Source organism: Rhodoluna sp. KAS3 (assembly GCF_026000575.1).
GTDB lineage: Bacteria > Actinomycetota > Actinomycetes > Actinomycetales > Microbacteriaceae > Rhodoluna.
The window spans coordinates 239,588-265,386 of the sequence record NZ_AP026910.1 but is presented as its reverse complement, the minus strand read 5'-3'; the positions used below and the strand labels follow the sequence as shown (position 1 = coordinate 265,386).

Below are 25,799 nucleotides of genomic sequence, written 5' to 3'. Positions count from 1 at the left end.
AGCAGACGAAAATCTGTGGAAAGGCTAGATTCCTGGGAAGTGCGCTGCGGTAACCAGATCTCGAATTAGCGTCCAGCTGATACCGCGCTGTTGATAGAACTCGCCGCGGGCATTCAGCACATAGATTGCGTTGCTTGAGCTGTTGCCCATGATCTTGGATCCGGCTTCGATGCGAGGCAAGGTGTTGTTGATGCCACCGATCGTCTGAATACTCACGTTGGTGTACGCGCCACCGGCAGATTCTAGGTAACCAATCGAGGTTGGGTTAACCCAACTCGCCGAAACCACCTGGAGCGATGCCGCCACCGGTTTGATTGGTTCCGCAAGTTCGATTGGTCGACCATTTTCGTCGCGAACAATCGCCGACACAAATATCTCGCGCTCGTCTCCGCTACCGGCCAGAATCAATGCGCGCGAACCCTCGGTGCTAATTGAGATTTCATATTTGGTCAGAGGAATCATCCAGTTGGCCGAAATCGGCAATGCCTGGCCGGATTGACCGTAAACACGCAGAACACTGCCTGGTGCCGCGCCAGAAACCCAACTGAACCCCTGTCGGTCAATTACCGGTGCAATGAAGTTGGTACCGGCTGCGAGCAATTTTGCCTGGCTACCCAACTTGCCGAAGTTGCTGAAGTAAATTCCCTCGGCGCCGCGGACCAACAATGTTTCCTCATCTGCACTCAAGCCAAACTCAGTGGCTCCAAAGGTGTCCAGTACGGCGTTGGTGCCAATGATCTTTGAGGTTGAGGTGACATCAATGTGGCTCAAACCGTCTTCTAGGAAGGCAACCGGGGTGGTTGAAACCAGCGATGGTGCGAGGGTTTGAATGTCAACGATGTCCTGCGGTGAGCGTTCGATGAGCAGGCGCACGCTAAACACCGAATTCAACTGAAGCAGGGTCTCGCGAATCTGAGCTTCCATGAGTTGCTTTTCGCGATAGGTCGTTGAAAGGGCACGCGCCGAGAGGTCCACGATGGCCTGGCCGTCTGTCACGTTTACCGAGCTCAGCGAAAGCTTTGTGCCAGACGGAATAGCCGAAGTCACGGCAGGTGCCAGCCAAGCGCTAGGACCCTTGAGCAGGGCATCAATCAATCGGGTACTCGTCGAAGCACGTGATGGGAACCATCGAACGTCAGGGACCAGGTAGTTCAACTGGTTGTCGTAGAAGTAGATCGAATACGACTGAAAAATAACGTCGAAGACCGGTCGAATAACCGTGGTCAGGTGAGGTGCGTTGGAGATTCGCCACTGGCCGTTTTCGCGAACGAACGAGAAGGTCAACTGCTCGACAGTGTCGGCAGGCTCTACCTGGTACTGACCAAGGCTGTTCACCTGGGCAGAAACTTTGAGGTCCACGACAGCAGCCTGATCGGTGCGCTCGGTGATCTCAGGAAAACCCTGTCGAATCAAAACACGATTGCTTGGCTTCCAGACAGACTTGAATTCCTCACTCAGGTACTCTCTAGCAATTGCATAGTCGTTCTGTGGGCCGGTACCGGCATTCAAGAATCCGAGCAGAATTTGCTCTTGGGTCGCAGTATCTTCTGGGCCCTGCGGCGAGTAGTACAGGTAGTCGTTTTCTAGAGATGACTTGATGTCTGGGCCGGTTTCAATTTCACCAGCTGTCGGTAGCTGCGCACAACCTGTTGCCAGCCAGGCAACCGATGTGGCCAGAATAATTGCCAGAATTTTCTTCAAAGAGGACATTACTCACTCACCTCTTTTTTGGACTTGTTTTTGGATTTAGGCGGAAGCGGCAATGGTGACTTCGTAAACACCATTCCCCTGCGTCTCGGCAGGGTTAGGCGGAACGAGGCCCCCTCGTTTGGCTTGGCCCAAACCTGAAGCCAACCGCTGTGCAGGTGGGTGTCCTCGAGTGAAATAGCCAAACCCAAACCGGTTCCACCGGTCGTGCGCTTACGGGCCGGGTCGGCTCGCCAGAAGCGGTCAAATACGCGGTCCACCTGGGCACGAGTCATTCCAACACCAGAGTCGGTAACACTCACGGCAACAGCGGTCTCGCTCATCCCAACGGCAACCTGAATCGGTTTGCCCTCGCCATGCTCAATTGCGTTGGCCAATAGGTTTCTAATCAGGCGCTCGATGCGGCGTCCATCAATTTCAGCGTCAACCTCACCCGGCGGAATCGAAATTTCAATCGTCGACCCCTTGCTAACCGCAAGTGGTTCGAGACCCACAATTGCCATTCCAACCACACCGTTTAGGTCTTGGACCTCAAGTTCGGCGGCAACCGCACCGGCGTCGTAGCGCGAAATTTCGAGCAGGTCATTGAGCAGATCTTGGAATCGGTCGATCTGGTCGTGCATCAACTCAGCCGAGCGGCGGGCTGCCGGCTGCAAGGTTTCACGGCTCGCAAAAATAACCTCACCGGCAAGCTTGATGGTGGTCAGCGGAGTACGCAGCTCGTGCGAGACGTCAGACACAAATCGCTGTTGCATTTTAGAAACCGACGCCAGCTTGGTGATCTGCTTTTGAAGACTGTCGGCCATGCGGTTGAACGAGTGCGCGAGTTTGGCAATGACGTCTTCACCACGCTCTGGCAGACGGCTCTCAAGGTCACCCTCGGCGATCTGCTCAGAAACCATAGCCGCCTCTTGAACTGGCTTGACCAACCAGTTGGTGACAAAAAAGGTAATCGCGCCGATGATCAGCAGCAACACGATTCCGGCAAACACGAGGGTGCGCTGAACAAAATCTAGGGTTTGCTGTTCGTTGTTGAGGTCAAAAACTAAATACAGTTCATAGGCTCCGGCAATTGGTATTTCTACCGGGGCACCAACCACAACACCCGGATGGGTTGAACCATCCTGCGAACCTATTGCGATTGATTGGTAAATCAACTTGCCCTGGGAGGCGCGAACCTGCTCACGAAAATCGGGGGTTAGAAGGCCGGTATTGAAGTCGGCTGAAATTGGACTCTGCAGGGCCTGGGTACTAACCCCGCCCGGTGTGCGCAATAGGGCAACCTGACGGCTGTTGGTTGAGTCAGTGGATTCAAGTTTTGGCACCACCGAGTTGAGCAGGGTTTGCAGTGAAACCTCATCGGTCACGGTAGATGCCGAGAACGAGTTTTGAACCTCGACAACACTCTTTGAAGACTCGTTGAGCAACTGAGTCAAGCGAGTGTTGTACAAACCGTTTCCGATGGAATACGAGAGAAATCCGCCGATGATGAGCAGCGAAAGACCGCTCAGCACTACGGTCGAGAAAACCGCACGCACCTGCAGGAATTGGCGGAAGAGACCGAGCGCCCAGCTAACGGCTGCTCGAAGTTTCACTTAGTTCTGGCCAGCCTTATAACCAATACCGCGAACGGTGGTCACGATTTGAGGGTTATCTGGGTCGGCCTCAATCTTTGAACGAAGTCGCTGAACGTGTACGTTCACCAAACGGGTGTCAGCCTTGTAGTGGTAGCCCCAAACGGTCTCAAGCAGCATCTCGCGAGTAAATACCTGCTTTGGCTTCAAAGCCAAGGTCAGCAAGAGGTTGAACTCCAGCGGGGTCAGCGAAAGCTTTTCTCCACCGCGTCGAACCTCGTGCCCCACGATGTCAAGGGTAAGTGGACCAATTGTGATGGTCTCGCCCTCTGGCTCAGCCAACGGACGCAGTCGAGCTTTGATTCGAGCAATCAGAATGGCAGGGTCAAAAGGCTTCACCACGTAGTCATCGGCGCCAGCTTCAAGACCACGAACCACATCTTCACTTTCGGTCTTTGCCGTCAGCATGATGATCGGGGTACCGCATTCGCTGCGAATCTGCTCGCAAACCTGAATGCCATCCATACCCGGCAACATGACGTCAAGAAGAACTAGGTCTGGTTTGACTTCATTGAACTTCTCGTAGGCGCCAGATCCAGCATCGTGATAGCTAACTTCAAAGCCCTCAGATTCAAGGACAATGCCAACCATTTCGCGAAGCGCGTTGTCGTCGTCAACGACCAAAATACTGTGTGGCATGAACCCCTCTGTGCTTTCTGAAACTTTAGTAGCGGTAGTGGTCTACTTTATAAGGGCCTTCGATTGGTACACCGATGTAGGCCGCTTGCTGAGCAGTCAACTGAGTTAATTCAACACCAAGAGCGTCAAGGTGCAAACGCGCCACCTTTTCGTCGAGAGCCTTTGGCAAGATGTGGACACCAAGTGGGTACTCTTCGGTGCGGGTGAACAGCTCAATCTGCGCCAAAACCTGGTTGGCAAACGAGGTGCTCATCACGAAGCTTGGGTGGCCGGTGGCGTTACCAAGGTTCATCAATCGACCCTCGCTCAGAATCAATACCGAACGGCCGTTTGGCAAACGCCATTCGTGAACCTGTGGCTTGATCTCGATCTTTTCTACGCCTGGAATCTGGTTGATGCCAGCCATGTCGACCTCGTCATCAAAGTGACCAACGTTGGCAATGATGGCCTGGTGCTTCATTTGCATTAGGTGCTCAGGCTTGATGATTGCGGTGTTACCGGTGGCGGTTACAAAGATGTCGATGGTCTCGATGACCGATTCCAAAGCGGCAACCTGGTAGCCATCCATGACAGCCTGCAGAGCACAGATCGGGTCAACTTCGCTGACGATTACTCGGGCGCCCTGGCCGCGCATTGCATCGGCTGAACCCTTTCCAACGTCACCATAGCCGGCAACCCAAACGGTCTTTCCGCCGATGAGGGTGTCAGTCGCGCGGTTCAAACCGTCTGGCAGCGAGTGGCGGATGCCGTACTTGTTGTCGAACTTGGACTTGGTAACCGAGTCGTTCACGTTGATTGCCGGGAACAGCAGCTTGCCGCTCTTGAAGAAGTCGTATAGGCGGTGCACACCGGTTGTGGTCTCTTCGGTGACACCCTTGATTTCAGCTGCGATGCGGGTGAAACGGGTTGGGTCCAAGACCAATGACTTCTTCAGCAGCTCAAGAATTACGCCATACTCCTCAGAGTCAGCTTCAGTCTTGGCCGGAACAGCGCCGGCCAGCTCGAACTCGCGGCCCTTGTGAACCAACAGGGTGGCGTCTCCGCCGTCGTCAAGAATCATGTTTGGGCCGGTGTAGTCAGCGCCCTGTGCTTCTGCCTCTGCAGACCAGTCGAAGATGCGGTCGGTGCACCACCAGTACTCTTCGAGGCTCTCGCCCTTCCAAGCAAAAACCGGGGTACCCTTTGGCTCTTCAGGGGTTCCGTTTAGGCCAACAACTACAGCAGCTGCGGCTTCATCCTGGGTAGAGAAGATGTTGCAAGACGCCCAGCGAACCTGCGCACCAAGAGCCACAAGAGTCTCGATCAGCACGGCAGTCTGCACAGTCATGTGCAACGAACCGGTGATTCGAGCGCCCTTCAGCGGCTGGCTCGGAGCAAACTCGGCACGAATGGCCATCAAGCCAGGCATCTCGTTTTCAGCCAGGCGCAACTGGTGACGACCTGCCTCGGCTAGTGAAAGGTCAGCAACTTTGAACTCAAAAGCGGTGTTCGATGACAAATTATTCTGCTTTCTGCTGGATGAGCCCTAGGACTTCATCGCGAATCTGGATCATGTCGGCCTCATTTTTGGCTTCGACATTTAGGCGTAGTAACGGCTCGGTGTTCGATGAACGAACGTTGAACCACCACCATGAACCAGCTTCGGCAGGCTTGCCTTGCGCTGTGATGCCGTCAAACTCATCAAAGTCGGCACGGTCAGCAAATGCTGCCTGAACACGAGCCTTGGCGGCTGGGACATCAGAAACGGTCGAGTTGATCTCGCCGCTTAGGTAGTAAGGGTTGTACTGTTTGGCAAATTGTGAAAGTGGAAGATCTTGAGATCCAAACTCTGCCAACACGTGCATGGCTGCCAACATTCCGTTATCGGCACCCCAGAAATCACGGAAGTAATAGTGGGCCGAGTGCTCGCCGCCAAAAATTGCGTTGGTAGCGGCCATTTGGTCTTTGATTAGCGAGTGGCCGACCTTGGTCTTTACCGGCTTGGCGCCGTCGGCTTCGATAACTTCTTCGACCACCTTTGAGGTCAATAGGTTGTGAAGCACAGTGACCGGAGCACCCGGATTGGTGGCACGCTCACGGGCAATCTCGCGACGAGCAACAATCGCTGCCACCGCTGAAGGGGTTACCGGCTGGCCAAGTTCGTCAACTACAAAACAGCGGTCTGCATCGCCGTCGAAAGCCAAGCCGATGTCGGCTCCGTGCTCGACGACTGCTTTCTGCAGGTCAACCAGGTTCTTAGGGTCCAGCGGGTTGGCCTCGTGGTTCGGGAATGAACCGTCGAGCTCGAAATACATCGGGATAATTGCAAGCGGCAAGTGCTCTAGATCTGAGGCGGTGCCGAGTACGGCAGGAACTGTCATGCCACCCATACCGTTGCCGGCGTCAACCACAACTTTTAGCGGACGGATCGAGCTTAGGTTTACCAGTTCGCGGAGGTAGCTGGCATACGGAACCAAAACGTGAAGGTCACGATAGGTGCCCGGCTCATCAACCTCGTCGATGCCGTTCTCAATGTAAGCCTTGGCCCGATCGCGGATGTTGGCCAAACCGGTATCCAGGCTGATGCCTCTGGCTCCGGCTCGTGAAAACTTGATTCCGTTGTAGGTAGCAGGGTTGTGGCTTGCGGTAAACATCGCTGCCGGCGCATTCAGGATTCCTGAGGCAAAGTAAGACTCATCGGTTGAGCAAAGGCCAATCGAAACAACATTGGCGCCTCGCGCCTGAGCGCCTTCAGCAAAGGCATCGGCAAATTCAGGTGAAGAGTCGCGCATGTCATGCCCAACGATGACATCTTGCCCGGCAGCATCTAGCTCATCTACAAAGCCGGCAGCCAGCGCAGCCACTACTTTGGTGGTCAGTTGAGAGCCAACCAAACCGCGCACGTCGTAGGTCTTAACGAGTGCATTCCAGTCGATAGACATGAAACTCCAAATCTTTAGTGGCAGAACTACAAGAATACCAAGGCGGGCCCTCAAATAGACTGGCCTCATGGTTGATGGGTCACGCTCTAGGGGCAGTTATCGAGACCGCCACGGGCGCGGTTCACGCCAACTGTTGCTGAGCCCGCTGTTTAGAACTGGCTCCAGAAACACCAGCTTTGCCCAGATTGTGAATGGGGCCTGCGAATTCTTGCAGTCGTTCTACCCCGATGAACTGAGCAACCTCAAATGGCAGGTTCGCGATGCGCCCAAGTTGGGACCAGATGCTGTTTCGGTAACCCGCTGGTCAGTCAGACACGAGGACATGACGATAATCATTTACCGTCTGCCAATTGAGCGCCTGGGGCACGTGCGCAGGTCGGATGCTTTGCACGAACGAATGCACATCGAAGAATGCGTGTTTTCTGCAGTTGCCAAACTGCTGGGCAAAGAGCCCTGGGAACTAATGGACCGAGACTGAGACTTTTCCGCTTAGGTTCTTTTGGTCTAGCACTGGCAGATTTGCCACCGCGCCATTGATGTCAACAATCAGCACCGCCGCAACCTGTTCGGTAGAAGCCGGAATGGTTAGCGTCGCGTTTGGGGTAACCCGTGTGACGCGAATTTCTTTGGTCACAAGGTTGTAGGTGCAAAGTTTGGTCAACCCCGATGCCGGCACTGTGATTTTGCGCTCAGTAAGCGAAAGGTCTGCCGTAGCCAGCCAGGTAAAGTCGGGAGCGGAACCGGTAACCACACGCGGCAACCGGACCGAGACCAGAACATCGGTGTTGGAATTTACCAAAGCCACGTAGTCACCGTCAGCCAGCTCGGTTAGCGGCACATCAACCATGGCACCAGGCTTTACATCCTGCTGAATCACAGTGCCAAAAGTCTTTGAATTTGACCCCATAATTTGAGCGGTGACGGTTGCCACTGAATTACCCGGATTGAAAAAGCGAACCGTAGTTACCAGGTCGGCATAAGCTTCATCAGCATCGGCCAGCTTCTTGGCCAGTGCGACACCGCGAATGAAAATTCCTGGCACAACGGATTCTTTGGACGCCGGTGCGGACGGTGAAATGTAGTCGACGCCTACCGCTGTGAGTCCGTTTACATTGCGTTGCTGTACCCAAGCGGCCACTGCACCGCCTTTGGCAGACACGTGGGTGACAAACCCCGATGAACGCGGCACCAAACTGGCCAGCGGCAATACCGTGACCTTGCCCGCAACCACAGAAATACCGTTGAGGCCAGCCGCGTCGATAGCGCCACCCTCGGTGAAAATTTCGAGATCAACGGTTGCGTCAACGGCGGTAGGGTTTCGAAGAATGAGCAGAGCCTCGTGACCGGTGGTGGTGTCTCCGCCACTCAGCCAAATGTCACTCGATGGGCGCTGGCAGGCAGTACCGGCTAGCCCAGAGATGCTTGAGGTTTTACCAAGCTGAATTTGACCCACGTTGAGCAAAGCCGACCCCTGAGTCGCAATGCCTGCCGGATCAACCACGGTGTAAACCCCATCGGATTCAACCAACTCGGTGCCATCGGGGCCATTGAATTGGCTGGCCATCTCAGGTGTGCCGACCGAAATAAAAGAACCCAGTTTGGTGCCTGAGGCACCACCGGATTGGTAAAGGCCTCCCGGGCAAACCAGGCTAAGGTCGCGAGCTTTTACGTCGAGTGAGGTGCTGGCCGGCAAAGAGCCAACCTGGTAATCAAAACTTGGCGCGTAAAGAGCCCCGGTCGTGCCGATTGCGGCCACAGCAGCCAGTGCAAGAAGTTTCTTGAGCATTAGTTATCGTCACCCGCCTCAACAAAGATTGAGCTCTCGCCGGCAACCCGGCGACGGTTGGTTGAGGTTGGCAGGGCAAGCAGAACGAAGGCAGCCAATACTGCGGCCTGAGCACCCTTGGTGATTGACCAAAGGTTTGATTCGGTCACCGGCTCATTCTTGAGGGTGGTGTTTGGCTCGGCAACTCGCCACAGGCCACCAAAATCGGTTTCGCCCACAGCTTCAAGTTCTTTGACCGAATTGAGGCTGATAGCTAGATCTCCGCGGGCGGCAGTGTCGGCTGGTGGAACCAGGATGTAGCCGATGCCGGCATCGAAAAGATCAGCCTGAAGATCGGAGTTGTTGGCGGCCACTAAGCCACCAACCAGACCGGTGAGTTCATCCACGGCCTCTCCCTTTTGTTCGGCAAGAGAAAAACGGTAGTTGATGCTCTGGTTTTCAAAATAAACGCCCCGCCCTGAAACCAGTTCAGCTGAGTAGCTAACCGTTCCATCTTCGTGAGCGGTTGGGTTCAAAACCAATAGTTTCAAGGCCACACCCTGCTGTGCCTCAGCGGCAACGATGGATGGAACCACGCGACCATCGGTGAAGGAAACCTGAGGTACGGAGGCTGTGTAAAGCGCTAGTGCCGGAACCAATGAGGCCAACACGAGACCGCCAGCCAACCAGCGGCGCGCCACAACCGAATTCAGTTGGTCCAGAGTTACCCCGGCAAGCGTGGCAACACACAATCCGAAAATCGCAATGAGAGCCAGCGGTGACCCAGCTACGTAACCGTCAGCAGCCTGACTGGTTCCGCTGACGCTGGCCACAAACTCAACCTGCGATAGCAACCAAGCGCCAGAAAGAGCCACCAAGGCAAAAAGCCAAATGGTTGAACTGAGTGCCCAACGAGTCGAGAGGGTGGCCGCCAGTGCCAGGGCTACCACCGGAGCGGCAACCCAAAGCCCGACCTGACCAATTAGCGGTAATTCGGCACCGTGCCTAAACCCACCGAGAAGGAACTGCCACGGCTCTACTGCAGCGGTCGCCTGGGGCAAACCTGGATCGGCCAGCAATGCCAACGGATTGAGATTTTGGAGCTGCCACAAAATGGTTGGGCCAAAAACGGCCGCTAACGGCAGTGGAACCCAAACCAAGTATCCGAAGCGTCGGATTCGGATGCCGGCGAGCACGGCTAGAGAAATCAACAGCACCGGGATGGTTGAAGGAGCGCTGGCGCCAACGACTACAAAAAGTAATCCGGCAACTGCTACCCAAGACCAGGTTTGCTGGGTTGACTTGGTTACTTTGCCAATTGCTGCCACGCGGGCCAAAGCCAACCCCAACCAAGGCAACGCCGTGATTGCTAGAACTGCAGGCACCCGCGCTTCAAGCTGTGCAACAGTAAAAGCCGGCCAAAACGCAAACGCTAGGGCGGCAAGGGTTCGAACCACAGCAGACTCGGCAACCAGCCCGATAAATCGCCAGGCTCCGGCAAAGGCAATTGCCTTGGCCAACAAAAACACAATGGCAATAGACAGCGATGGGGCCCAGAAAGTCAGTGCGCCAAGCAAGACCAGAACCCACGCGAACGGATCACTTGGGCCGTAAAAACCGAAACCGATTTCTTGATAGCTGGTTCCGGCCCTGGCAAACAGTTCTAGCCACGATCCATTGAGCGGCATGGCTCCCGGACCGACAAGTGCAACGTTGGTTGGCCAGAATGCCCAGCTGACGGCTACCAGCAATGCACCAATCCAAAGGCCACCCGAGGCGACAAAACCAGGTGATGGTTTGAGGTCGGTTCCTTCGAGCGTGCCGTTGGCAAATGCTTCCAAGGTCGCGCGCGACTGCTCAGAGTCAAGCTGAGACCTTGCGCTGGCTCGAACCGAGTCCCAATCCGCGCGAAGTGAACGAAGCTTTTTGAATGGAATTTGCCTTGGTTTGCCTCGGCGGCTGGCTAGCCTTACCGGAAGGCTGAAGAAGCCCCAAAGCGCGGCGGATATTTCCGAAAGGATTCGGTCAGGTCGTTTGGCAATAATGCGCCAAACGGCACGCAGTAGTCCAATCAGTGGCAGGAAAAGCCAGAACAGCAGTGCCGCCGGTAAAGCTGAGTAAACCAGGCGTAAGTGAATGGCTGCTCGTCTTCGGGCTGCCTTAGGGGATGTTTTGAGCCAGCGGCGCGGCCGAGCACCGGCCAGCGACAAACCAGCGTGAGCAATTTTTGCGGTCGGCACGACGATAACTCTGAAGCCGGCCAAGCGGGCGCGGATAGAAAAGTCGAAGTCAGCTGCGAGTGCGGGGGCACGGTGATCGAAGCCACCCAACTGGTCAAAAGCATCGACCCTGATCAGCGCGCCAGCGGTACCGACCGCCAAGACGTCATCGGTGTCATCATGCTGACCTTGGTCAAGCTCACCGCGTACCAACGAGAAAAGATCACCGAATGGAGTGAGTGTCAAACCCTGTTGCATCACGACGCGGTTATCGGACCACTCAACCTGCTTTGGGCCGGCGATAACCACCGATGGCGAAACCTCAGTGGCCAGGAGGAGGTTTTTGAGTGCGTCGGTGAGTGGAGCACTATCGTCATGAAGCAGCCATAGCCAGCGAGATTCACCGGCAACCTCTCGGGCGGCTGCTGTAATTTTTGCCAGATTTGATTTGGGCGACAGTTTGAGAATCTGTTTGAATCCGGCAGCCTTGGCCAACTGCTCACAGCGGTCATCGTTAGAAGTATCAACAATGACAACCTGTTCAGGAAGTCGTGACTGATTCTTTAGGGCCGCTAGCGTCGCCGCAAAATAGTCTGGCTCATCATGTGCGATAACTACCGCGGTTACTGATTGCATCATGAGCTAAGGCTCACAGCCGCAGGATTAAGCGCGCTTCTTTAGCTTGCGACGCTCGCGCTCAGATAGGCCGCCCCAAATGCCAAAGCGCTCATCGTTTGCCAACGCGTAGTCAAGGCACTGAGCCTTAACTTCGCAGCCCTGGCAAATGCGCTTTGCATCTCGAGTTGAGCCACCCTTTTCAGGAAAGAACGCTTCTGGGTCGGTCTGAGCACAAAGTGCATCAGCCTGCCAAGATAGTGGATCATTTTCTGGATCTGAGTACGCCCCCGCGACACCTAGCCGGATCGGGTCGACAAACCAGTTCTCTGGTACACGACTACGACTGTCCATTACTTATTTCCTTAATAAGATGCCAACGCCCCCGTTTGCATCTTGCAAATAATTCCTTGGATGTAATTACACTCTTGTAATTCACTCCGTGTCAAGTTGAGGAAATGAACGATGGATAGATTATTGGGGATATCTAGGGGCTAACCGAAGATTTAGTTGGAATTTGCCGTAGCAATAAAGACTGTGCCGCTTCCGGCCAGGCTAAATAGTCGAGCGTCAGCCGACATAAAAGCCGCTTCTCCGCGCCTCAAAACCAGGTGTTCCTCGATGCTGTCGCTCACGGCAACCTCGCCGGCAGTGCACAAGAAAATCGTGTCCCCAGGCAGATTTAGGTCGGCCAAAACAACGGTGCCGCTGACCTCTGCGCGATAGAACATAAAGTCGTCTACGGCACATGGATAGTGGGTCAGTCCGTTAGTTAGCTCAATCGGTTTGACCAGTGGAATCGAGCCGGCTGTGAAGTCAATCACAGTCTCAAGCTCGTCGACATCGATGTGCTTTGGAGTCAACCCACCGCGCAAAACGTTGTCAGAAGAAGCCATGAGCTCAACGGCAAGCCCACCCAGGTAGGCGTGAATGTTGCCCGCTGGCAAGAACAGCGCCTGACCCGGCTCGAGATAAACGTGGTTCATCAGCATGGCAATAACTACACCTGGGTCGCCCGGATACATGCGATTTAGGCGATCGGCCAGTTCAAAACGGGCTTCCCATTCGGCAAACTGGGCCAACTCGGCGGTGAATCCATCGAGATTACCGCGCCGGTGACTGATGTCCGAGAAAACCTTCTGCAGACCATTTTCTTCAAGCAAAAGTTGACCCCAGTGAGTAGCCAAGGTTTTGAAGCCCTCGCTAACGCCACCGTGCGACGCCAAATCTTCGAACAGGTAACCGATGTCCTTGAGCGGCTTGAACCCGCATAGCGCCTCAAAATCACTCAGGGCAAAAATGATCTCTGGCTTGTGCCGGTCATCTTTGTAGTTGCGCTGAGGTGAGTGCATCGGAATGCCGGCAGCATTTTCAAGGGCAAAACCGCGCTCGGCTTGATCTGAGTTGGGGTGCGCCTGGATAGAAAGCGGCGCATCGGCCGCCAAAATCTTGAGCAAGAAGCTGAGGTCGCGGCCACCCAGTTTGTCTTTGAGGGTCACACCCGGTTCATCGGCAACCAAAGTTGGCGAACCATTGTGAGTGCCGTACCAAATTTCAGCCATCGGTGCACCCGAGGCGGTGAGGCCAAAATAGTCAGCAATCAGGGTGCGAGAACCCCACGCATAGTCACGCGCGATGTTGGAGATCTTGAAGAGCACCCGAAGCCTTTCTACTAACTTGCCGTCTAAGCCTAACTTTGTCGAGGGGATTTAGACTGAAGGCTGAGCAATAGAGAGAGTTTAGTGAACGAACTAACCAGACCGATTCGCGTGGTCTTCAACACTCGCGAAAAGGGCTACCGGTCCAAGACCTGGCTGGCCTCACTTGGTGTTTTCACGCTCATGGCCGGCGATGCTGTTCGGTATTCAGTTGGCTGGATCGGTTGGGGCATCGTCCTAGCTGTAATGCTCAGCGGCTCGCTCTACCTTTTTGCCAAGGACCGCAATAACAACACTCTGCGCGAGATTCCATGGTTTATTTGGGCTTTGCTCGGCTACATGCTGCTTAGCGCAATTTGGTCGGCGTACACGGCGGTAACGGTGCTGGCAGCAGTCACACAAATCGCCACAACTGCATTTGCGGTGGTCCTGGCCGGGCTCTTCAGCTGGCGGCACCTTTTGCGGCTATTTGCAAACGTGATCCGCGTGATTCTGGGCGCATCGCTGATTTTTGAGTTTGTCGCGGCGGCCATTGTTCAGGGCCCAATTGCGCCAATCTTCAAAAATTACAGCGGCGATGAACCTCCGGCGATGGCCTATTACTGGACCCAGGGCAACCTATTCACCGATGACCGCATCCAGGGCATTGTCGGTAACTCAAACCTTTTGGCGTTTGCAGCCATGTTGGGTGTGGTTATTTTTTCCGTGGAATACGCAATCATTGCCACCAAGCGCTGGGTTAGCATCACGAGCGTCTTGATGGCGCTTTATTGTGTTTACGCTGCAAAATCAGCGGGCATTGGTTTTGCCATGGCAGCAATCGCGGTTTCGGCCATCGTGTCAATCTCGGCAGAAGGTAAAGACCGTGAGACCCGCCACCGCTACTACCGAATTGCCTGGGCAAGCGCCGGCACTGTGGCAATCTTCACGCTGTTCTACCGGGCCGAGGTTTTTGAGTTTTTCGGCAAATCACCAGACATGACTGGGCGGAGCGGTATCTGGAAGTTGGTCCTTGGCCTGATTGAGCAACGTCCATGGCTTGGCTGGGGCTGGATTAGTCACTGGGTCCCGGGCGTTGAGCCTTACGAGGGCTTGGTGGTAATCAAGAACGTTCCCTATTACCAAGCGCATAATGCCTACCTAGATGTCTGGATGCAGCTCGGAATCATCGGTGCAATTTTGTTTGCAATTTTGCTGCTGGTTACCTTTGTAAAGCTGTGGCGACTAGCAGTGCGTCACACCAGCGCCCTTTACCTGTGGCCAATTTTGATCTTTATGGGCCTTGGTGTTTGGAGCCTGACAGAAAGCCGAATGCTGATTGAAATTGGCTGGGTGCTGTTGATGCTATTTGCGATCAAGGTAAATGAGTCATCCGAGTTGCTGGAGCCAAAGGGCCGCTCAGCCAAGCGAACCCGCATTGCTTTTTGGGCCAAGAAACCGGTCTTGAAACTAAAGCAAAAAGACTAAATAGTCGGCATCATCGATGCGAAGTACGGCCCCACGTACACGAAACCTGGGCTACCCAATGAACGCTTGAGCGACCAGTATTCGGAACCTGTAATAGCGCGCTTGGTTCCGTTTTCAACAAGGTAAATCTGTTTGTTCGCTGTGCGAATAAATACACCGGCCGCTGTGCTGCTCTTGGTTAGGTTGGCACAAGCGGCTGTGCTTATCGAGAGCGCTCCCCCAGAATACTCGGCGGCATCTGCCAGCGAGATTGGGTACAAAGTGCCGGTCACAGTTAGGTACACCTGGGTTCCGCACTTGATTTTTGGACTTTGAATGACGGCACCGAAATTGTAATTCGCTAGGTCACTCGAGGTCACCTGCAGCGGGTTGGCTAGGCCCAGTAGAACGGCTTGGCTCTCATTAGCAATCTTGACCGCCCTGAGATTAGCGTCAATTAGATACAAAACCTTGGTCACTGAGTTCTGCACAAAACTACCCACGGCCAAACTTCCGGTTGCTGATGCCGATGGGCTCGGAGTTGGAGTTGGAGTTACCGGTGAAGGCGAAGGAGTTGGAGTTGGCGAAGTCACAGGAGCAGATGCATCGACGTTGCTAACGGTTAGGGTTTCGGAATCTGCCACTGGGGTGCCGGTCGGAATTAGCGAGGCAAAATAAGGACCGACAAAAACGTATGGATCGAGGCTTTGCTTCTTGGCCAGGTAATTCGGGCCGCTGATTAGGCGCTTCTTGCCATCCTCGATGAAGTAAATCTTGTTGTCGCCAGTCGACTTGATGAATACGCCGGCTGACTTGGTGTTCTTGACCAAATTGCCGCAGGTAATATCGCTGAGCGATAGTGCGCCACCCGGATACTCGGCCGCCAAGGCATCGCTGATTGGGTAGAGGCTGCCACTAATTGAGAGGTAAGTCTGAGTGCCGCATTTCAACTTAGTGTTCTTGAGCGCTGCGCCCTTGGTGTAGCCCTTGAGTGCGGCAGCCGAGTAGGCCTTTGGAGTCGGCAGGCCAAGCAAGGCAGCCTGGTTCGAGTTTGGCACCAGGACTGCGCGCGAAAGCGTGTCAATCAAGTAGGTCTTGCTGGTTGAGCTGTCGGTGACAAAAGTTCCAGGAGTAATGACTGGGTTGCCTGTCGGAATTTGGGCAATGGCCGAACTCGAGAGCGGCTCGATGGTTGTCTTGGTCATCAGGGTGGCAAATTTGGCCCGGTCTGCAGTATTGAGCAACTGACGTTTGACACCGCTCTCAACCAAGTAGACCGTGGTCGAGGCACTCGACTTTACAAAAACTGTGGTTGGCATCGGAGAAGCGGCGCTCGGTGCAAACGCAGCGATAAAGTTGGCCGACACTTTTGTGGCGTTCTCGGTCAGAGACTTGCCGGTTTCAATTCGGCGGGCTCCCCTAGAAGTCAAAATGTACTGCTGCCCAGATGGATCACTGACAATCGGATTCAGTGGGTCATCAGCCAAAATTGGCGCAAGTGCGTCAGTTGGCAATTTCAGACTCGAAGCCTCAAACACTGTCGATAGGGACAGTTCAGCGGCGGTGGCATCGGCAACGGTATAGGCAACGCCGTCAAGGTGCAGAATCTTTTCACCGGTGGTGGCGCTAGCAAATAGAATCTTGTCGCGAATGACCGGTTTTCCGATTGGCATCCAGGCAAATGCAGCCGCACTTACCGGAGAAAGAGAAGGCAAGCCGATAGTTTCCGATGATTTGGTGTCGAAGATTTGCCGTTTGGTGCCGCCCTGAATCAAGTATTTTTCACCGGTCGCAGATGTTACGTACTCACTCAGAACACCCGCTATTGGCAGCTTGCCAGATACGGTTGTTGAAACGTACATACCTTTAGCGCAGTCAATTCCAAATTCGGCCATCTGGGCATCATTTGTGAATGAGTAGCGCTTGCCTCCGTGCACAAAGTAGCAAGGTGATGCAGGTGCCCGAACGACCGGCTGGTATTCACCGGCCGTGGTGAACTTCTCTAGGTAGGTTCCCGAAACCGTGATCGGCTTGAGCATTGGAGCAAAAGCTGCTTTGGTCACTGGGTCAGAAATTGTGTATTTCGAGTTACCAACCAGCGCAAATTGGTTGCCCTTGAAGTCTTGAAGTAGGTCTGGTTGCACGGTCGGCAGCAGACTCAACTGGTTGGCGTCAAGCTGGATGGCAGAGTCGCAACTCAAACCCAGGGCAGCAATTTGCGTGCAACTGTAATCGATTTTTTGTCCGTAGTCGACAACGTAATAGTTTGGCGTTGCTGCTGAATTCTTGACCACTACCGGCAGCTTTCCGGCTCCGGTTGGAATCGAATCTAGGTAGTCTTTCGACACTTTTCCGACCGGGCCGAGAGGCTTATACGAAGTCGCGATTGCTGTGCTTGGAATCTCAATTTTTTGATTATTGACAATCAAGTAAGTTGGGCTATCAGCAGCGGTAACCATGAAGGACCCGGCAACCGGGTCGCCAAACCAGACGTGGAAAAACCGCCAGAAGTTACGGTTACCGTAGGCACTGCAGCTGTCACCGCTGCCAAATAGGTTTGCCAACGCAGCCGCATTCGGGGTGTACGGAGTGTAGGTGTACAGCGCGGTGGTTGCCTTGTTGATGATGTTCACGGTCATCTGACCACAGGTGCGGTCAGGGTTTAGATAAATCTTGCGGGTACCCGGTTGGTAAGTCGGGTAGCGAGTTGGATAGGTCACGTAGCGGTTGAGCTGACCGATGCCCTTATACAGCTGCCAGAAGAAGCCGGCTGATGACTTTGAACAACCATCTGCTGTGTCAGGGCAGTCCATTCCGAGCGCAAACGTATAGCGGCGCTCAGGGTTGCTCGAGCTGTAATACGGGCGGTCACTCTGAACCAGACCCTGCTCTTTTTGAAGCATCACCAAAATCACACGTGGGCTAATTCCGCAGGCTTGAGCTACGTGGTAAATCAGCTCAGACGCACGGATGACTCCGCGGTCCGGCATGGACTCACAAATGCCAGTCTCGCCGGTCACAGCCGGAGAGTTAGTGCGGTAATTCTTGAGGCAGTCCGGTTCACCGGCTGCAGCGCGACAAGATGGCACCTGCTGTTCAAGAAAGTTTTGAATCTGCTCAATCGTCATGCTGCTCTCGTCATAAAAAGCTGCATCGCTGATGATTAGTCCCGGGTTGAACCTCGACGCATCAATCGCTGCGTCGGCTGATTGCTGATCTACGAAAATCGGCACCACTCCGGCAATCGCAAACGCGACCACCAAAAACCACGATGCAGCCTTGGACCTGAACCGGCTTATCACGGAACCACCACAGAAACTTTTTCAGTCTGACCGGCAAAGTTAGCCGACTCATACTTCACATGAAGGGTTGCGTTGCCCTTAGGGAGCCCGGTGACCGGCAACTCCATCAGTGCGCACTGAGTGCGCTGAACATTTGCCTCGGCTGACACAGCAACGGTTTTGGTGGTTGATCCACTGGTGAAAACCAGGATGCACTGGCCGCCATTTTCGGCAAAATTTGCCACATCCGCCATCGCGTAAAGTTTGGCCGGGCTGGTCGAGAGGTCAAGGCCAGCGTCGAATAAAACCACGTCAGCGCTACCCAAAACTTTGCTCGGCGACTCAGATGGAGTCGGAGTCTCGGTGTGAGTAACCGTCGGTGTTGCCGAGGTTGTCGGGGTGGCCGAATCACTTGGATCCTGGTCAGTCCCCCAGTTTGGATAAAGCAGGGCGCAGCCAGTCAGTGATACCGCTGCTAGGGCGGCACCTGCCAAGACAACAACCTTCTTCATCAGCTACTCCTTAGGCACCGGTGTAGTGGCTTCTTCAACCATGGCATGAATTGCTGTGAAATCGGGGTGAATTACATCGATGGTTGGCGGAATCAGCGGTATCGAGTTGATGCCCTGTTCCTTGGCCAAAGTTGCTAGGTTGACGTACTCGGTCAACATTCCGCTCGGAATATCGGTGCGAATCATCTTTTTACCTGCCGAGGCAATTTGCTGGAATCGGCTCAGAACGGTGGCCGGTGCAATCTGGGCCAACACTGCATTCTCTACCTCGTGCTGGCGCTTCATGCGGTCGTAGTCAGATGTGGTGTGACGCGACCGGGCATACCAGAGGGCGGTGTAGCCATCCATGTGCTGCTGGCCAGCCTCGATCCAACCCTTGACGTCAGATAGGTCTTCACTTTGACCACCGATGGGCAAGCGCTCTTTGACGTTGATGTCAATGCCGCCCAGAGCATCAATTAGCGATTCAAAGGCTGCCATGTCAACCAACACGTAAGACTGAATTTCAAGACCGGTTACATACTCGACTGCATCGCGGGTGGCCTCAGTGCCAGGGGTTGAACCCTGCGCAACAGCATCCGGGTACAAATCGGCGTGATTGTCTTCAACATCTTTGTAGATGGCATTAATTAGGCACTCAACACCGCAGTCCCAACCGTTTGGGTAGACCTCAAGCATCGGTGAACCCTCAGAAAAACTAACTCGCTGCAGGTTGCGCGGAATACCAATGTTCACGGTCTGACCGGTCTCGGCATCGATGCTGACCACAGAGATGCTGTCTGGGCGAATACCGAATCGGTCCGCTCCGGCATCGGCACCGAGCAGCATGATGTTGTAGCGCCCATCGACCGCCTGGGTTAGCCCGCCTTGGTTGAAGATGGTGGCAATTAGGTTGGACTGAACTCCGGCTAGGTTGCCACCGTAGGCAACGGCAGAGGTGCCCAAAACACCGGTGAGGACAATCGCGCCCAGGGTGATCCAGCGCTCACGGTTGTACATACGGCCGACCCGCATCAAGCGCAGGGTATCAAGTGAAACCACGGCAAAAACAACTGCGTAGGCAATCAAAATTACCGACATCAGGCCCATCAGAAATGGAACGGTGGCCATCCAGATAACCCAGTCGCGATTAATCGTGCCGAGCAAAACAATCAGCAGAACAAGGCCCCACAAACTCAAGGTTGCAGTGAGGGCAATCCGAGCCAATCGGCGGTTACCGGCAAGCAGCTGTGCCGAACCAGGGACCAGCAAATTCAAAATAATAAGAAACCAAGCGCGGCGATGCATTTGCTCAGGCGTAGCCCGCTCAAAGTTGCGAAAAGGCCCGCCCACAGCCGCACGTGGCTGAGCGCGTTGGCTTAGACGTGGACCTAAATTTGTGATTTCAGCTTCTCATTCTTTTCGGCGACCTGTGCCTTGAGGAGGTCACTGTAAGCGGCCATTGCTGCAGAAAGCTCCGGGTCGAAGGCTCCCAAAATTCTTGCTGCCAAAATTCCAGCATTCTTGGCACCACCGATAGAAACAGTTGCTACCGGAATACCCGCTGGCATCTGAACAATCGAAAGAAGTGAATCCATGCCGTCAAGTTTTGCCAGCGGCACAGGTACACCGATAACCGGCAGAGTGGTGACCGAAGCCAACATGCCTGGCAGGTGAGCAGCACCGCCCGCTCCCGCGATGATTACCTTGATGCCGCGGCCCGCAGCAGCCTTGCCCCACTCGATCATCTTCTCTGGAGTTCGGTGAGCTGAAAGAACCTCAACCTCGTATGGAATTCCGAAATCTTTTAGGGCCTGCGCAGCATCAGACATGACTGACCAGTCAGAGTCAGAACCCATTACAACGCCGACAATTGGGCGTTCGGCAGCAGTCTGAGACATGGGGCTCCTTAGATAGAGGTGACCCATAAATTTTACCGAAGGGTGTTGGATTATCCCCGTAGCAAAACGGCAGAAGCACCCTGTGCTTCGGCGAGCGCGTGCTCTGCCGAATCAGCAACCACGGTCACGTGGCCCATCTTGCGACCTGCGCGAGCAGACTTGCCGTAGGTGTGAACCTTGGCTTCTGGGTGAGCCGCCAAGGCGCCTGAGTATGCCTGCACAAAGTCGTTTTGGCCGTCAACACCAAGTAGGTTGACCATTACTGCGTGAGCCGCTCGAGGCGCAGCTGAGCCCAGCGGTAAATCAAGAACTGCACGAAGGTGCTGCTCAAACTGGCTGGTGACAGAGCCCTCAATACTGAAGTGGCCAGAGTTGTGCGGACGCATCGCAAGTTCATTAATTAGGATGCGACCATCGCGTGCTTCGAACATCTCAACCGCCAGAACGCCGGTTACGCCCAGACCTTCTGCAACGCTCTTGGCAATTTCAGCGGTGCGGTCCAGTGTGGCTTGGTCTACAGCTGGCGCAGGAGCAAGCACTACCGAACACACGCCATTTTCTTGAATGGTCTGAACCAATGGCCAAGGCTCAAACTGCCCGCTTGGTCGACGCGCGCTCAATTGAGCTAGCTCACGAACAAAATCAACTTTTTCTTCGGCCAACAAACTGCCACCGTACTGGGCCAGGTTGCCCAGCCAATCAGAGGCATCTGAGGCACTGCGAACTACGCGAACACCCTTGCCGTCATAACCACCAATTGGGGTCTTGAGGATAGCCACTCCACCGTGCGCTTCGATAAAGGCGTCTAGGGTTTCGGCATCCTGAATTTCGGCCCAGTCCGGCATTGGCAACCCTAGAGCGCCCAGGCGCTTACGCATTGCCAGTTTGTTTTGGGCAAAGGCCAGAGCTTTGCTAGGTGGCTGAACACTCACGCCCTCAGCCTCAAGTGCCTCAAGCACCGCCAGTGGAACATGCTCGTGATCGAAGGTAATTACATCTACGCTCTTGGCAAACTCTCGAACCACTTCTACCTGGGTGTAGTCGCCAACCATCGTGGTTGCCAGGGCAGCAGAAGAACCTTCGGCCTCAGCCAATACCTTGATGTCAATCGCAAGATTTATTGCCGGCGGGGTCATCATTCGAGCCAGCTGGCCGCCACCGATTACACCTACGCGCAGAGCACCCATGTAGTTTCCATTCGTTTTATGAAGTTCTATATTGACGCAGCAAGGCGGTCAATTTCTAACGCCACCATTTTGTGACGCGGAACACCCTTTACCTCAACGACTTCTTGACCGTCGAGGATGAGGTTGATCACACGACCTTTGCCGATTTCAACGTCACGGATTTTGGACAGGCTGATTTCTTGTCGGTGTTGACCCATCAGACCGGAACGCACAATGACGCGAGTGGTGGTTACTTCGATGAACGTGCTCAGGTACCTAAGCAACGGCAAAAGCCAGAATAAAAATGCCACTGCACCGCAAACCACCCACAGGGTTAGCTGCTGCCACTGCTCGGTCAATCGACCAGCAAAAGCTGACATGACTGCGCTAACCAAACCAAGAACCAAGGTCGGCAAAAACATCTGCGAAGCGCGAGGGCGCAACTTGGCTAGGCGTTGTTCGGTGTAAAAACTCATCGGGTTAATTGTGTCGCAGGTGAACAATATCGCCGGCAGCAACCGGAAAAACCTGCCCTGAGTCTCCACGCAGCAAAATCAGGCGCCCACTGTCGTCGATGCCAACTGCCTCGCCCAAAACTTCAGTGTCGCCCGGCATGATTGCCTTCACGCGCCGATTGATAGTGCCGCATTCATCGATGACCGAGAAACGTAGACCTGAAGCAACGGCATCACCCTGATTAGCAACAAACCGCTGATAAAGATCTTTTAGGTGGCCCAGATAGCGCGCGAGCACCTGATCGTGTTCCAAAGTGTGTGCGCCCTGCAACCTAAGTGAAGTGGCTGACTCAATTGGCAGGTCACCCTGTTCTTGGCTCACATTTAATCCGGCACCGATCACCACACCGCTCAGGTCGGGCACTAGCTCACTCAATACGCCGGAGATTTTTTGCTCTCCGACCAAAACGTCATTGGGCCATTTCAAACTTGAACGCGCTGGAGCGATTAGGTCAGAAACAGCTCGATTCATGGCCAAACCTGCCAAAAGCGGTAACCAAGAGAACTTGCTGGCCGGCACGTTTTGCGGCTTCAAAAGCACTGATACGAACAGTGAGCTGCCGGCAGGAGCTAACCACTGACGACCCGACCGGCCGCGTCCTGCATTTTGGAATCCAGCTACCTTGACCGAAAAATCGCTCAGCTGGGCTGATTTGGCAATCAAATCGGTGTTGGTTGACCCGGTCTCAGGAACAAACTCAAAACTTGAAGCCAAACCGGCACTTACTGCGAAATCCATGCCCTAAGGTTACTCTCTGTAGATTTTTGACAGGCAAATAGCCAAAGTGCAGTGGCTAACCTTCAAAGGAATGGCCCAATTACATCGGTAGAGTGTTTTTCATGACCTTTGAGAACACCTTCACTAGCGCCATCAGGTTGAACCCAGAGATTGCCACCACCAAGGGCAAACTCGAAGACTTGCGTCAGCGCTACCACGAGGCCGTAACGGCTGCCGGTGAAACTGCGATTGCAAAGCAGCACGCCAAAGGCAAGAACACCGCTCGCGAGCGCATTGAGATGCTGCTGGACCCGGGATCATTTGTTGAACTAGACGAATACGTTCGTCACCGCTCAACCGCATTCGGCATGGATAAGAACCGCCCTTACGGTGACGCTGTAGTTACCGGTGTTGGAACCATCCACGGTCGTCAGGTTGCACTGTTCTCTCAGGACTTCACAATTTTTGGTGGCTCGCTCGGTGAGGCTGCCGGTAACAAGATCATCAAGATTATGGATCTTGCCATCGCGACCGGTGTACCAATGATTGGAATCCTTGATTCAGGTGGTGCCCGTATTCAAGAGGGTGTTATTGCCCTCGGTAAGTACGGCGAAATTTTCAAGCGCAACACCATGGCATCTGGTGTGATTCCGCAGATTTCCATCATCATGGGCCCTGCTGCCGGAGGCGCGGTTTATTCCCCTGCGCTAACCGACTTTGTGATCATGGTCGACAAAACCTCCAACATGTTTGTTACCGGCCCAGACGTAATCAAGACCGTAACCGGTGAAGACGTTGGCATGGAAGAGCTTGGTGGCGCCCGCGCCCACAACGAGCGCTCGGGTGTTGCCCACTACCTAGCAGACGACGAGACTGACGCGATTGACTACGCTCGTGCGCTATTGAGCTACCTGCCTGAGAACAACCTCTCTGAGACTGTGGTCTACGCACCTGAAGGTGAACTTGAAGTCACCGATGACGACCGTGCGCTGGACACCATCATCCCGGACTCACCAAACCAGCCGTATGACATGAAGACTGTCATCGAAGGCATTGTTGATGACAATGAGTTCCTTGAGGTGCAGCCACTATTTGCGCCAAATATTCTGATTGGCTTTGCTCGAGTAGACGGCCGCAGCGTGGGTATCGTGGCAAACCAGCCACAGCAAATGGCCGGAACCCTCAACATTGAAGCCGGCGAAAAGGCCGCTCGATTTGTGCGATTCTGCGATGCCTTCTCGATTCCAATTTTGACTTTGGTAGACGTACCTGGCTACCTACCTGGCACCGACCAGGAGTGGGCCGGCGTTATTCGCCGCGGAGCCAAACTGCTTTACGCCTACGCCGAAGCAACTGTTCCTCTGGTAACCGTAATCACCCGCAAGGCCTACGGTGGCGCGTACATCGTGATGGGTTCAAAGCAGCTCGGTGCCGACATCAACCTGGCTTGGCCAACCGCTGAAATCGCGGTTATGGGTGGCCAGGGTGCGGTCAACATCTTGTTCCGAGATCAAATCAAAAAGGCTGAAGAAGCCGGCATGGATGTTGCCGCGGTTCGCGCAAAGTTGGCAGCTGAGTACACCTACAACGTAGCCAGCCCATTCTTGGCTGCCGAGCGTGGCGAGCTGGACGGAATTATCGAGCCAAGCGCCACCCGCATTCAGGTAATCAAGGCGCTACGTGCTCTTCGCACCAAGCGCTCGAACCTTCCGCCAAAGAAGCACGGAAACATTCCGCTCTAATGACGCAATCACCAGAGCAACCAGACGACCTGCAGGCGGCCCTGCAGGTGGTTTCTGGCGCGCCGAAAGCCGAGGAGCTGGCAACAGTTATCGCCGTGCTCGAGGCGTTTCATGCAGAAGAAGCGGCAGCCGCTACCGGCTATGAGCGCCCACTGAAGTCAAGTTGGTCGCGTAACGTTGCCCAGCTCAGACACCCGGTAATTCCGGGGCCAGGCCAGTGGCGCGGTGCCTACCGTTCCGGCTTGAACTAAATTTCCCGGTATTCAATCGTTACCGGCAGTCCCCCGAAGAGGGGACAGTTTTTGGTAGCGCGCTGCCCTCGGCACAATTCATACTTAAACCAAGAGGTTTAGTTCACGTATCAGGGGAACGAACTAAACACTTGGGGTCAGGCAAATACCTGATTGGGGAAAGAATCGGTGGTCCTTCGGGGCCACCGGTTTTTATTTAACTAGAACTTCAACCAGAGGTCCGGCGCGGTAACACCGGAGCGGGTTGCCATTAGCGTCACACGCCACTGCTCGCCCTGGGGGGCACGCAGAGTGATGCGCCCAGCCTCAACCGAATCAATGGCTTTAGCGGCCTCCAGCAGGATTGCATCGCGCTCTGTGGTGGTGGCGTCATCGAGCCCACCCTCATCGAGCAGAATTACCTCGATGCCGCGGCCACGGGCGCCCAGAACGGCCTGCTTAATGGCTGGGTTGATTAGGCCTCGACCACGGATTTCATCGCGAAGAGCAGCCTCTAGCAGCTCAGAACGCTGCTTTAGATCTGGGGCAAATTCACCCGGGGTCTGAGCAATCTCACGAAGCTGCGGAACCGATTGAACCAGGGCTTCGGCAATGCGACGCTTGTGTTCTTCACGTGATGCCGTTACGAACGCCGTGTTCGCCAGTGTCTTACGCAACTTGGCTCGATACTCCTCGGCGGCTGATTGTGTTCCGCGAATACCCTTTGACATCAGAGCACCAACGACAAAGAAAATCACAGCGCCCACCACACCGGTACCCATGATGGCGCCAGCGCCACCCCAGATGATTACCTGAGCCGACACCACAATCACCATGAGCAGGGCAAAAGTGATTCGATCTCTAAAGGCGGTGGCCGCTGAAAGGCTGGCAATTGCGCCCACGAACCAGGTTGAATAGTCACCAACCTGCGAAGGATCGATGCCTGGCAAAAGCAGGGCGGGGATAATCACAGCTATACCTAGGTTGAATGCAGCCAGCCAACGAGGAAGCTTGAGAAGTTCAAACATGGTCAGAGTAGGAATTACGCCGGCCAAATACAGCGCCACCGAAATGATCAACTAAATCGGAGTCGATGACTCGCCGTAGCCGACCAGCGCCAGGATTGACGGATAGACGCAAAACATCATGGC

At 54.5% G+C, this 25,799-nt stretch carries 21 protein-coding genes; 4 read left to right on the top strand and 17 right to left on the bottom strand.

Going from position 1 to position 25,799, the window contains the following annotated elements:
- Window positions 1–24 precede the first annotated feature (24 nt).
- From OO731_RS01365 to OO731_RS01345, 5 genes are read right to left on the bottom strand one after another with little or no spacing between them, the layout of a single operon-like run.
- Window positions 25–1,710: an LpqB family beta-propeller domain-containing protein gene (locus tag OO731_RS01365; RefSeq protein WP_264890358.1), complete on the bottom strand. Its 1,686-nt coding sequence runs from the start codon at window positions 1,708–1,710 to the stop codon at window positions 25–27.
- On the bottom strand, window positions 1,710–3,302 hold the full coding sequence (mtrB, locus tag OO731_RS01360; protein WP_264890357.1) for an MtrAB system histidine kinase MtrB: 1,593 nt from the start codon (window positions 3,300–3,302) through the stop codon (window positions 1,710–1,712). The genes OO731_RS01365 and mtrB overlap by 1 nt, the downstream gene beginning before the upstream one ends.
- Entirely contained in the window at window positions 3,303–3,980 is a 678-nt protein-coding gene (gene mtrA, locus OO731_RS01355) for an MtrAB system response regulator MtrA (RefSeq protein WP_138275037.1), read from the bottom strand.
- Window positions 3,981–4,005: 25 nt separating this feature from the next.
- Window positions 4,006–5,478, bottom strand: a complete 1,473-nt coding sequence (ahcY, locus tag OO731_RS01350) for an adenosylhomocysteinase (protein WP_264890356.1) — start codon at window positions 5,476–5,478, stop codon at window positions 4,006–4,008.
- A gap of 1 nt (window position 5,479) precedes the next feature.
- Window positions 5,480–6,901 carry a phosphomannomutase/phosphoglucomutase gene (locus OO731_RS01345; RefSeq protein ID WP_264890355.1) on the bottom strand — a complete coding sequence of 474 codons (1,422 nt, stop codon included), beginning with the start codon at window positions 6,899–6,901 and terminating at the stop codon, window positions 5,480–5,482.
- A gap of 67 nt (window positions 6,902–6,968) precedes the next feature.
- On the opposite strand from OO731_RS01345, the gene OO731_RS01340 reads away from it, so the two are divergent.
- Window positions 6,969–7,379, top strand: coding sequence for a metallopeptidase family protein (locus OO731_RS01340; RefSeq protein ID WP_264890354.1), 411 nt, complete (start codon window positions 6,969–6,971; stop codon window positions 7,377–7,379).
- On the opposite strand, the gene OO731_RS01335 is transcribed toward OO731_RS01340, so the two are convergent.
- From OO731_RS01335 to manA, 4 genes are all read right to left on the bottom strand, one after another.
- Window positions 7,362–8,687, bottom strand: a complete 1,326-nt coding sequence (locus tag OO731_RS01335) for a DUF5719 family protein (RefSeq protein WP_264890353.1) — start codon at window positions 8,685–8,687, stop codon at window positions 7,362–7,364. The two genes, OO731_RS01340 and OO731_RS01335, sit on opposite strands and share 18 nt — an antisense overlap.
- Complete coding sequence (locus OO731_RS01330) at window positions 8,687–11,524, bottom strand: glycosyltransferase family 2 protein (RefSeq protein WP_264890352.1); 2,838 nt, start codon at window positions 11,522–11,524, stop codon at window positions 8,687–8,689. Before OO731_RS01330 ends, OO731_RS01335 begins: the two co-directional genes overlap by 1 nt.
- Before the next feature lie 24 nt (window positions 11,525–11,548).
- Window positions 11,549–11,854, bottom strand: a complete 306-nt coding sequence (locus OO731_RS01325) for a WhiB family transcriptional regulator (protein ID WP_138275031.1) — start codon at window positions 11,852–11,854, stop codon at window positions 11,549–11,551.
- A gap of 152 nt (window positions 11,855–12,006) precedes the next feature.
- On the bottom strand, window positions 12,007–13,158 hold the full coding sequence (gene manA, locus OO731_RS01320; protein ID WP_264890351.1) for a mannose-6-phosphate isomerase, class I: 1,152 nt from the start codon (window positions 13,156–13,158) through the stop codon (window positions 12,007–12,009).
- 84 nt (window positions 13,159–13,242) lie between these two features.
- On the opposite strand from manA, the gene OO731_RS01315 reads away from it, so the two are divergent.
- A complete protein-coding gene (locus OO731_RS01315; protein WP_264890350.1) occupies window positions 13,243–14,625 on the top strand; it encodes an O-antigen ligase family protein in 1,383 nt (460 codons plus the stop codon).
- Here the strand turns inward: OO731_RS01315 and OO731_RS01310 are convergent.
- The 7 genes from OO731_RS01310 to OO731_RS01280 form a co-directional block, all read right to left on the bottom strand.
- Complete coding sequence (locus OO731_RS01310; RefSeq protein ID WP_264890349.1) at window positions 14,622–17,906, bottom strand: hypothetical protein; 3,285 nt, start codon at window positions 17,904–17,906, stop codon at window positions 14,622–14,624. The genes OO731_RS01315 and OO731_RS01310 overlap by 4 nt on opposite strands.
- On the bottom strand, window positions 17,903–18,397 hold the full coding sequence (locus OO731_RS01305) for a hypothetical protein (RefSeq protein WP_264890348.1): 495 nt from the start codon (window positions 18,395–18,397) through the stop codon (window positions 17,903–17,905). Before OO731_RS01305 ends, OO731_RS01310 begins: the two co-directional genes overlap by 4 nt.
- Before the next feature lie 3 nt (window positions 18,398–18,400).
- On the bottom strand, window positions 18,401–19,684 hold the full coding sequence (locus tag OO731_RS01300) for an LCP family protein (RefSeq protein ID WP_264890347.1): 1,284 nt from the start codon (window positions 19,682–19,684) through the stop codon (window positions 18,401–18,403).
- 83 nt (window positions 19,685–19,767) lie between these two features.
- Window positions 19,768–20,277, bottom strand: a complete 510-nt coding sequence (gene purE, locus OO731_RS01295) for a 5-(carboxyamino)imidazole ribonucleotide mutase (protein ID WP_264890346.1) — start codon at window positions 20,275–20,277, stop codon at window positions 19,768–19,770.
- A 50-nt stretch (window positions 20,278–20,327) separates the two neighbouring features.
- Window positions 20,328–21,464, bottom strand: a complete 1,137-nt coding sequence (locus OO731_RS01290; protein ID WP_264890345.1) for a 5-(carboxyamino)imidazole ribonucleotide synthase — start codon at window positions 21,462–21,464, stop codon at window positions 20,328–20,330.
- A 26-nt stretch (window positions 21,465–21,490) separates the two neighbouring features.
- Window positions 21,491–21,919, bottom strand: coding sequence for a PH domain-containing protein (locus tag OO731_RS01285; protein WP_264890344.1), 429 nt, complete (start codon window positions 21,917–21,919; stop codon window positions 21,491–21,493).
- Between the two features lie 4 nt (window positions 21,920–21,923).
- Window positions 21,924–22,697 carry a biotin--[acetyl-CoA-carboxylase] ligase gene (locus OO731_RS01280; RefSeq protein WP_264890343.1) on the bottom strand — a complete coding sequence of 258 codons (774 nt, stop codon included), beginning with the start codon at window positions 22,695–22,697 and terminating at the stop codon, window positions 21,924–21,926.
- A gap of 101 nt (window positions 22,698–22,798) precedes the next feature.
- Here OO731_RS01280 and OO731_RS01275 point away from each other — a divergent pair, with 101 nt between their 5' ends.
- Window positions 22,799–24,418, top strand: coding sequence for an acyl-CoA carboxylase subunit beta (locus OO731_RS01275; RefSeq protein ID WP_264890342.1), 1,620 nt, complete (start codon window positions 22,799–22,801; stop codon window positions 24,416–24,418).
- Window positions 24,418–24,669, top strand: a complete 252-nt coding sequence (locus tag OO731_RS01270; protein ID WP_264890341.1) for an acyl-CoA carboxylase subunit epsilon — start codon at window positions 24,418–24,420, stop codon at window positions 24,667–24,669. The genes OO731_RS01275 and OO731_RS01270 overlap by 1 nt, the downstream gene beginning before the upstream one ends.
- Window positions 24,670–24,869: 200 nt before the next feature.
- Here OO731_RS01270 and OO731_RS01265 read toward each other — a convergent pair whose 3' ends face one another.
- Window positions 24,870–25,727, bottom strand: a complete 858-nt coding sequence (locus OO731_RS01265; RefSeq protein WP_264890340.1) for a hypothetical protein — start codon at window positions 25,725–25,727, stop codon at window positions 24,870–24,872.
- Between the last annotated feature and the right edge of the window lie 72 nt (window positions 25,728–25,799).

Coding starts and splice junctions, on each gene's coding strand:
- OO731_RS01345 (WP_264890355.1), bottom strand. CDS start 6,901: ATGTCTATCGACTGGAATGCACTCGTTAAGACCTACGACGTGCGCGGT.
- purE (WP_264890346.1), bottom strand. CDS start 20,277: ATGTCTCAGACTGCTGCCGAACGCCCAATTGTCGGCGTTGTAATGGGT.
- OO731_RS01340 (WP_264890354.1), top strand. CDS start 6,969: ATGGTTGATGGGTCACGCTCTAGGGGCAGTTATCGAGACCGCCACGGG.
- OO731_RS01325 (WP_138275031.1), bottom strand. CDS start 11,854: ATGGACAGTCGTAGTCGTGTACCAGAGAACTGGTTTGTCGACCCGATC.
- OO731_RS01270 (WP_264890341.1), top strand. CDS start 24,418: ATGACGCAATCACCAGAGCAACCAGACGACCTGCAGGCGGCCCTGCAG.
- OO731_RS01280 (WP_264890343.1), bottom strand. CDS start 22,697: ATGGATTTCGCAGTAAGTGCCGGTTTGGCTTCAAGTTTTGAGTTTGTT.
- OO731_RS01300 (WP_264890347.1), bottom strand. CDS start 19,684: ATGCATCGCCGCGCTTGGTTTCTTATTATTTTGAATTTGCTGGTCCCT.
- OO731_RS01305 (WP_264890348.1), bottom strand. CDS start 18,397: ATGAAGAAGGTTGTTGTCTTGGCAGGTGCCGCCCTAGCAGCGGTATCA.
- OO731_RS01290 (WP_264890345.1), bottom strand. CDS start 21,464: ATGGGTGCTCTGCGCGTAGGTGTAATCGGTGGCGGCCAGCTGGCTCGA.
- mtrA (WP_138275037.1), bottom strand. CDS start 3,980: ATGCCACACAGTATTTTGGTCGTTGACGACGACAACGCGCTTCGCGAA.
- OO731_RS01275 (WP_264890342.1), top strand. CDS start 22,799: ATGACCTTTGAGAACACCTTCACTAGCGCCATCAGGTTGAACCCAGAG.
- OO731_RS01365 (WP_264890358.1), bottom strand. CDS start 1,710: ATGTCCTCTTTGAAGAAAATTCTGGCAATTATTCTGGCCACATCGGTT.
- OO731_RS01330 (WP_264890352.1), bottom strand. CDS start 11,524: ATGATGCAATCAGTAACCGCGGTAGTTATCGCACATGATGAGCCAGAC.
- OO731_RS01285 (WP_264890344.1), bottom strand. CDS start 21,919: ATGAGTTTTTACACCGAACAACGCCTAGCCAAGTTGCGCCCTCGCGCT.
- OO731_RS01335 (WP_264890353.1), bottom strand. CDS start 8,687: ATGCTCAAGAAACTTCTTGCACTGGCTGCTGTGGCCGCAATCGGCACG.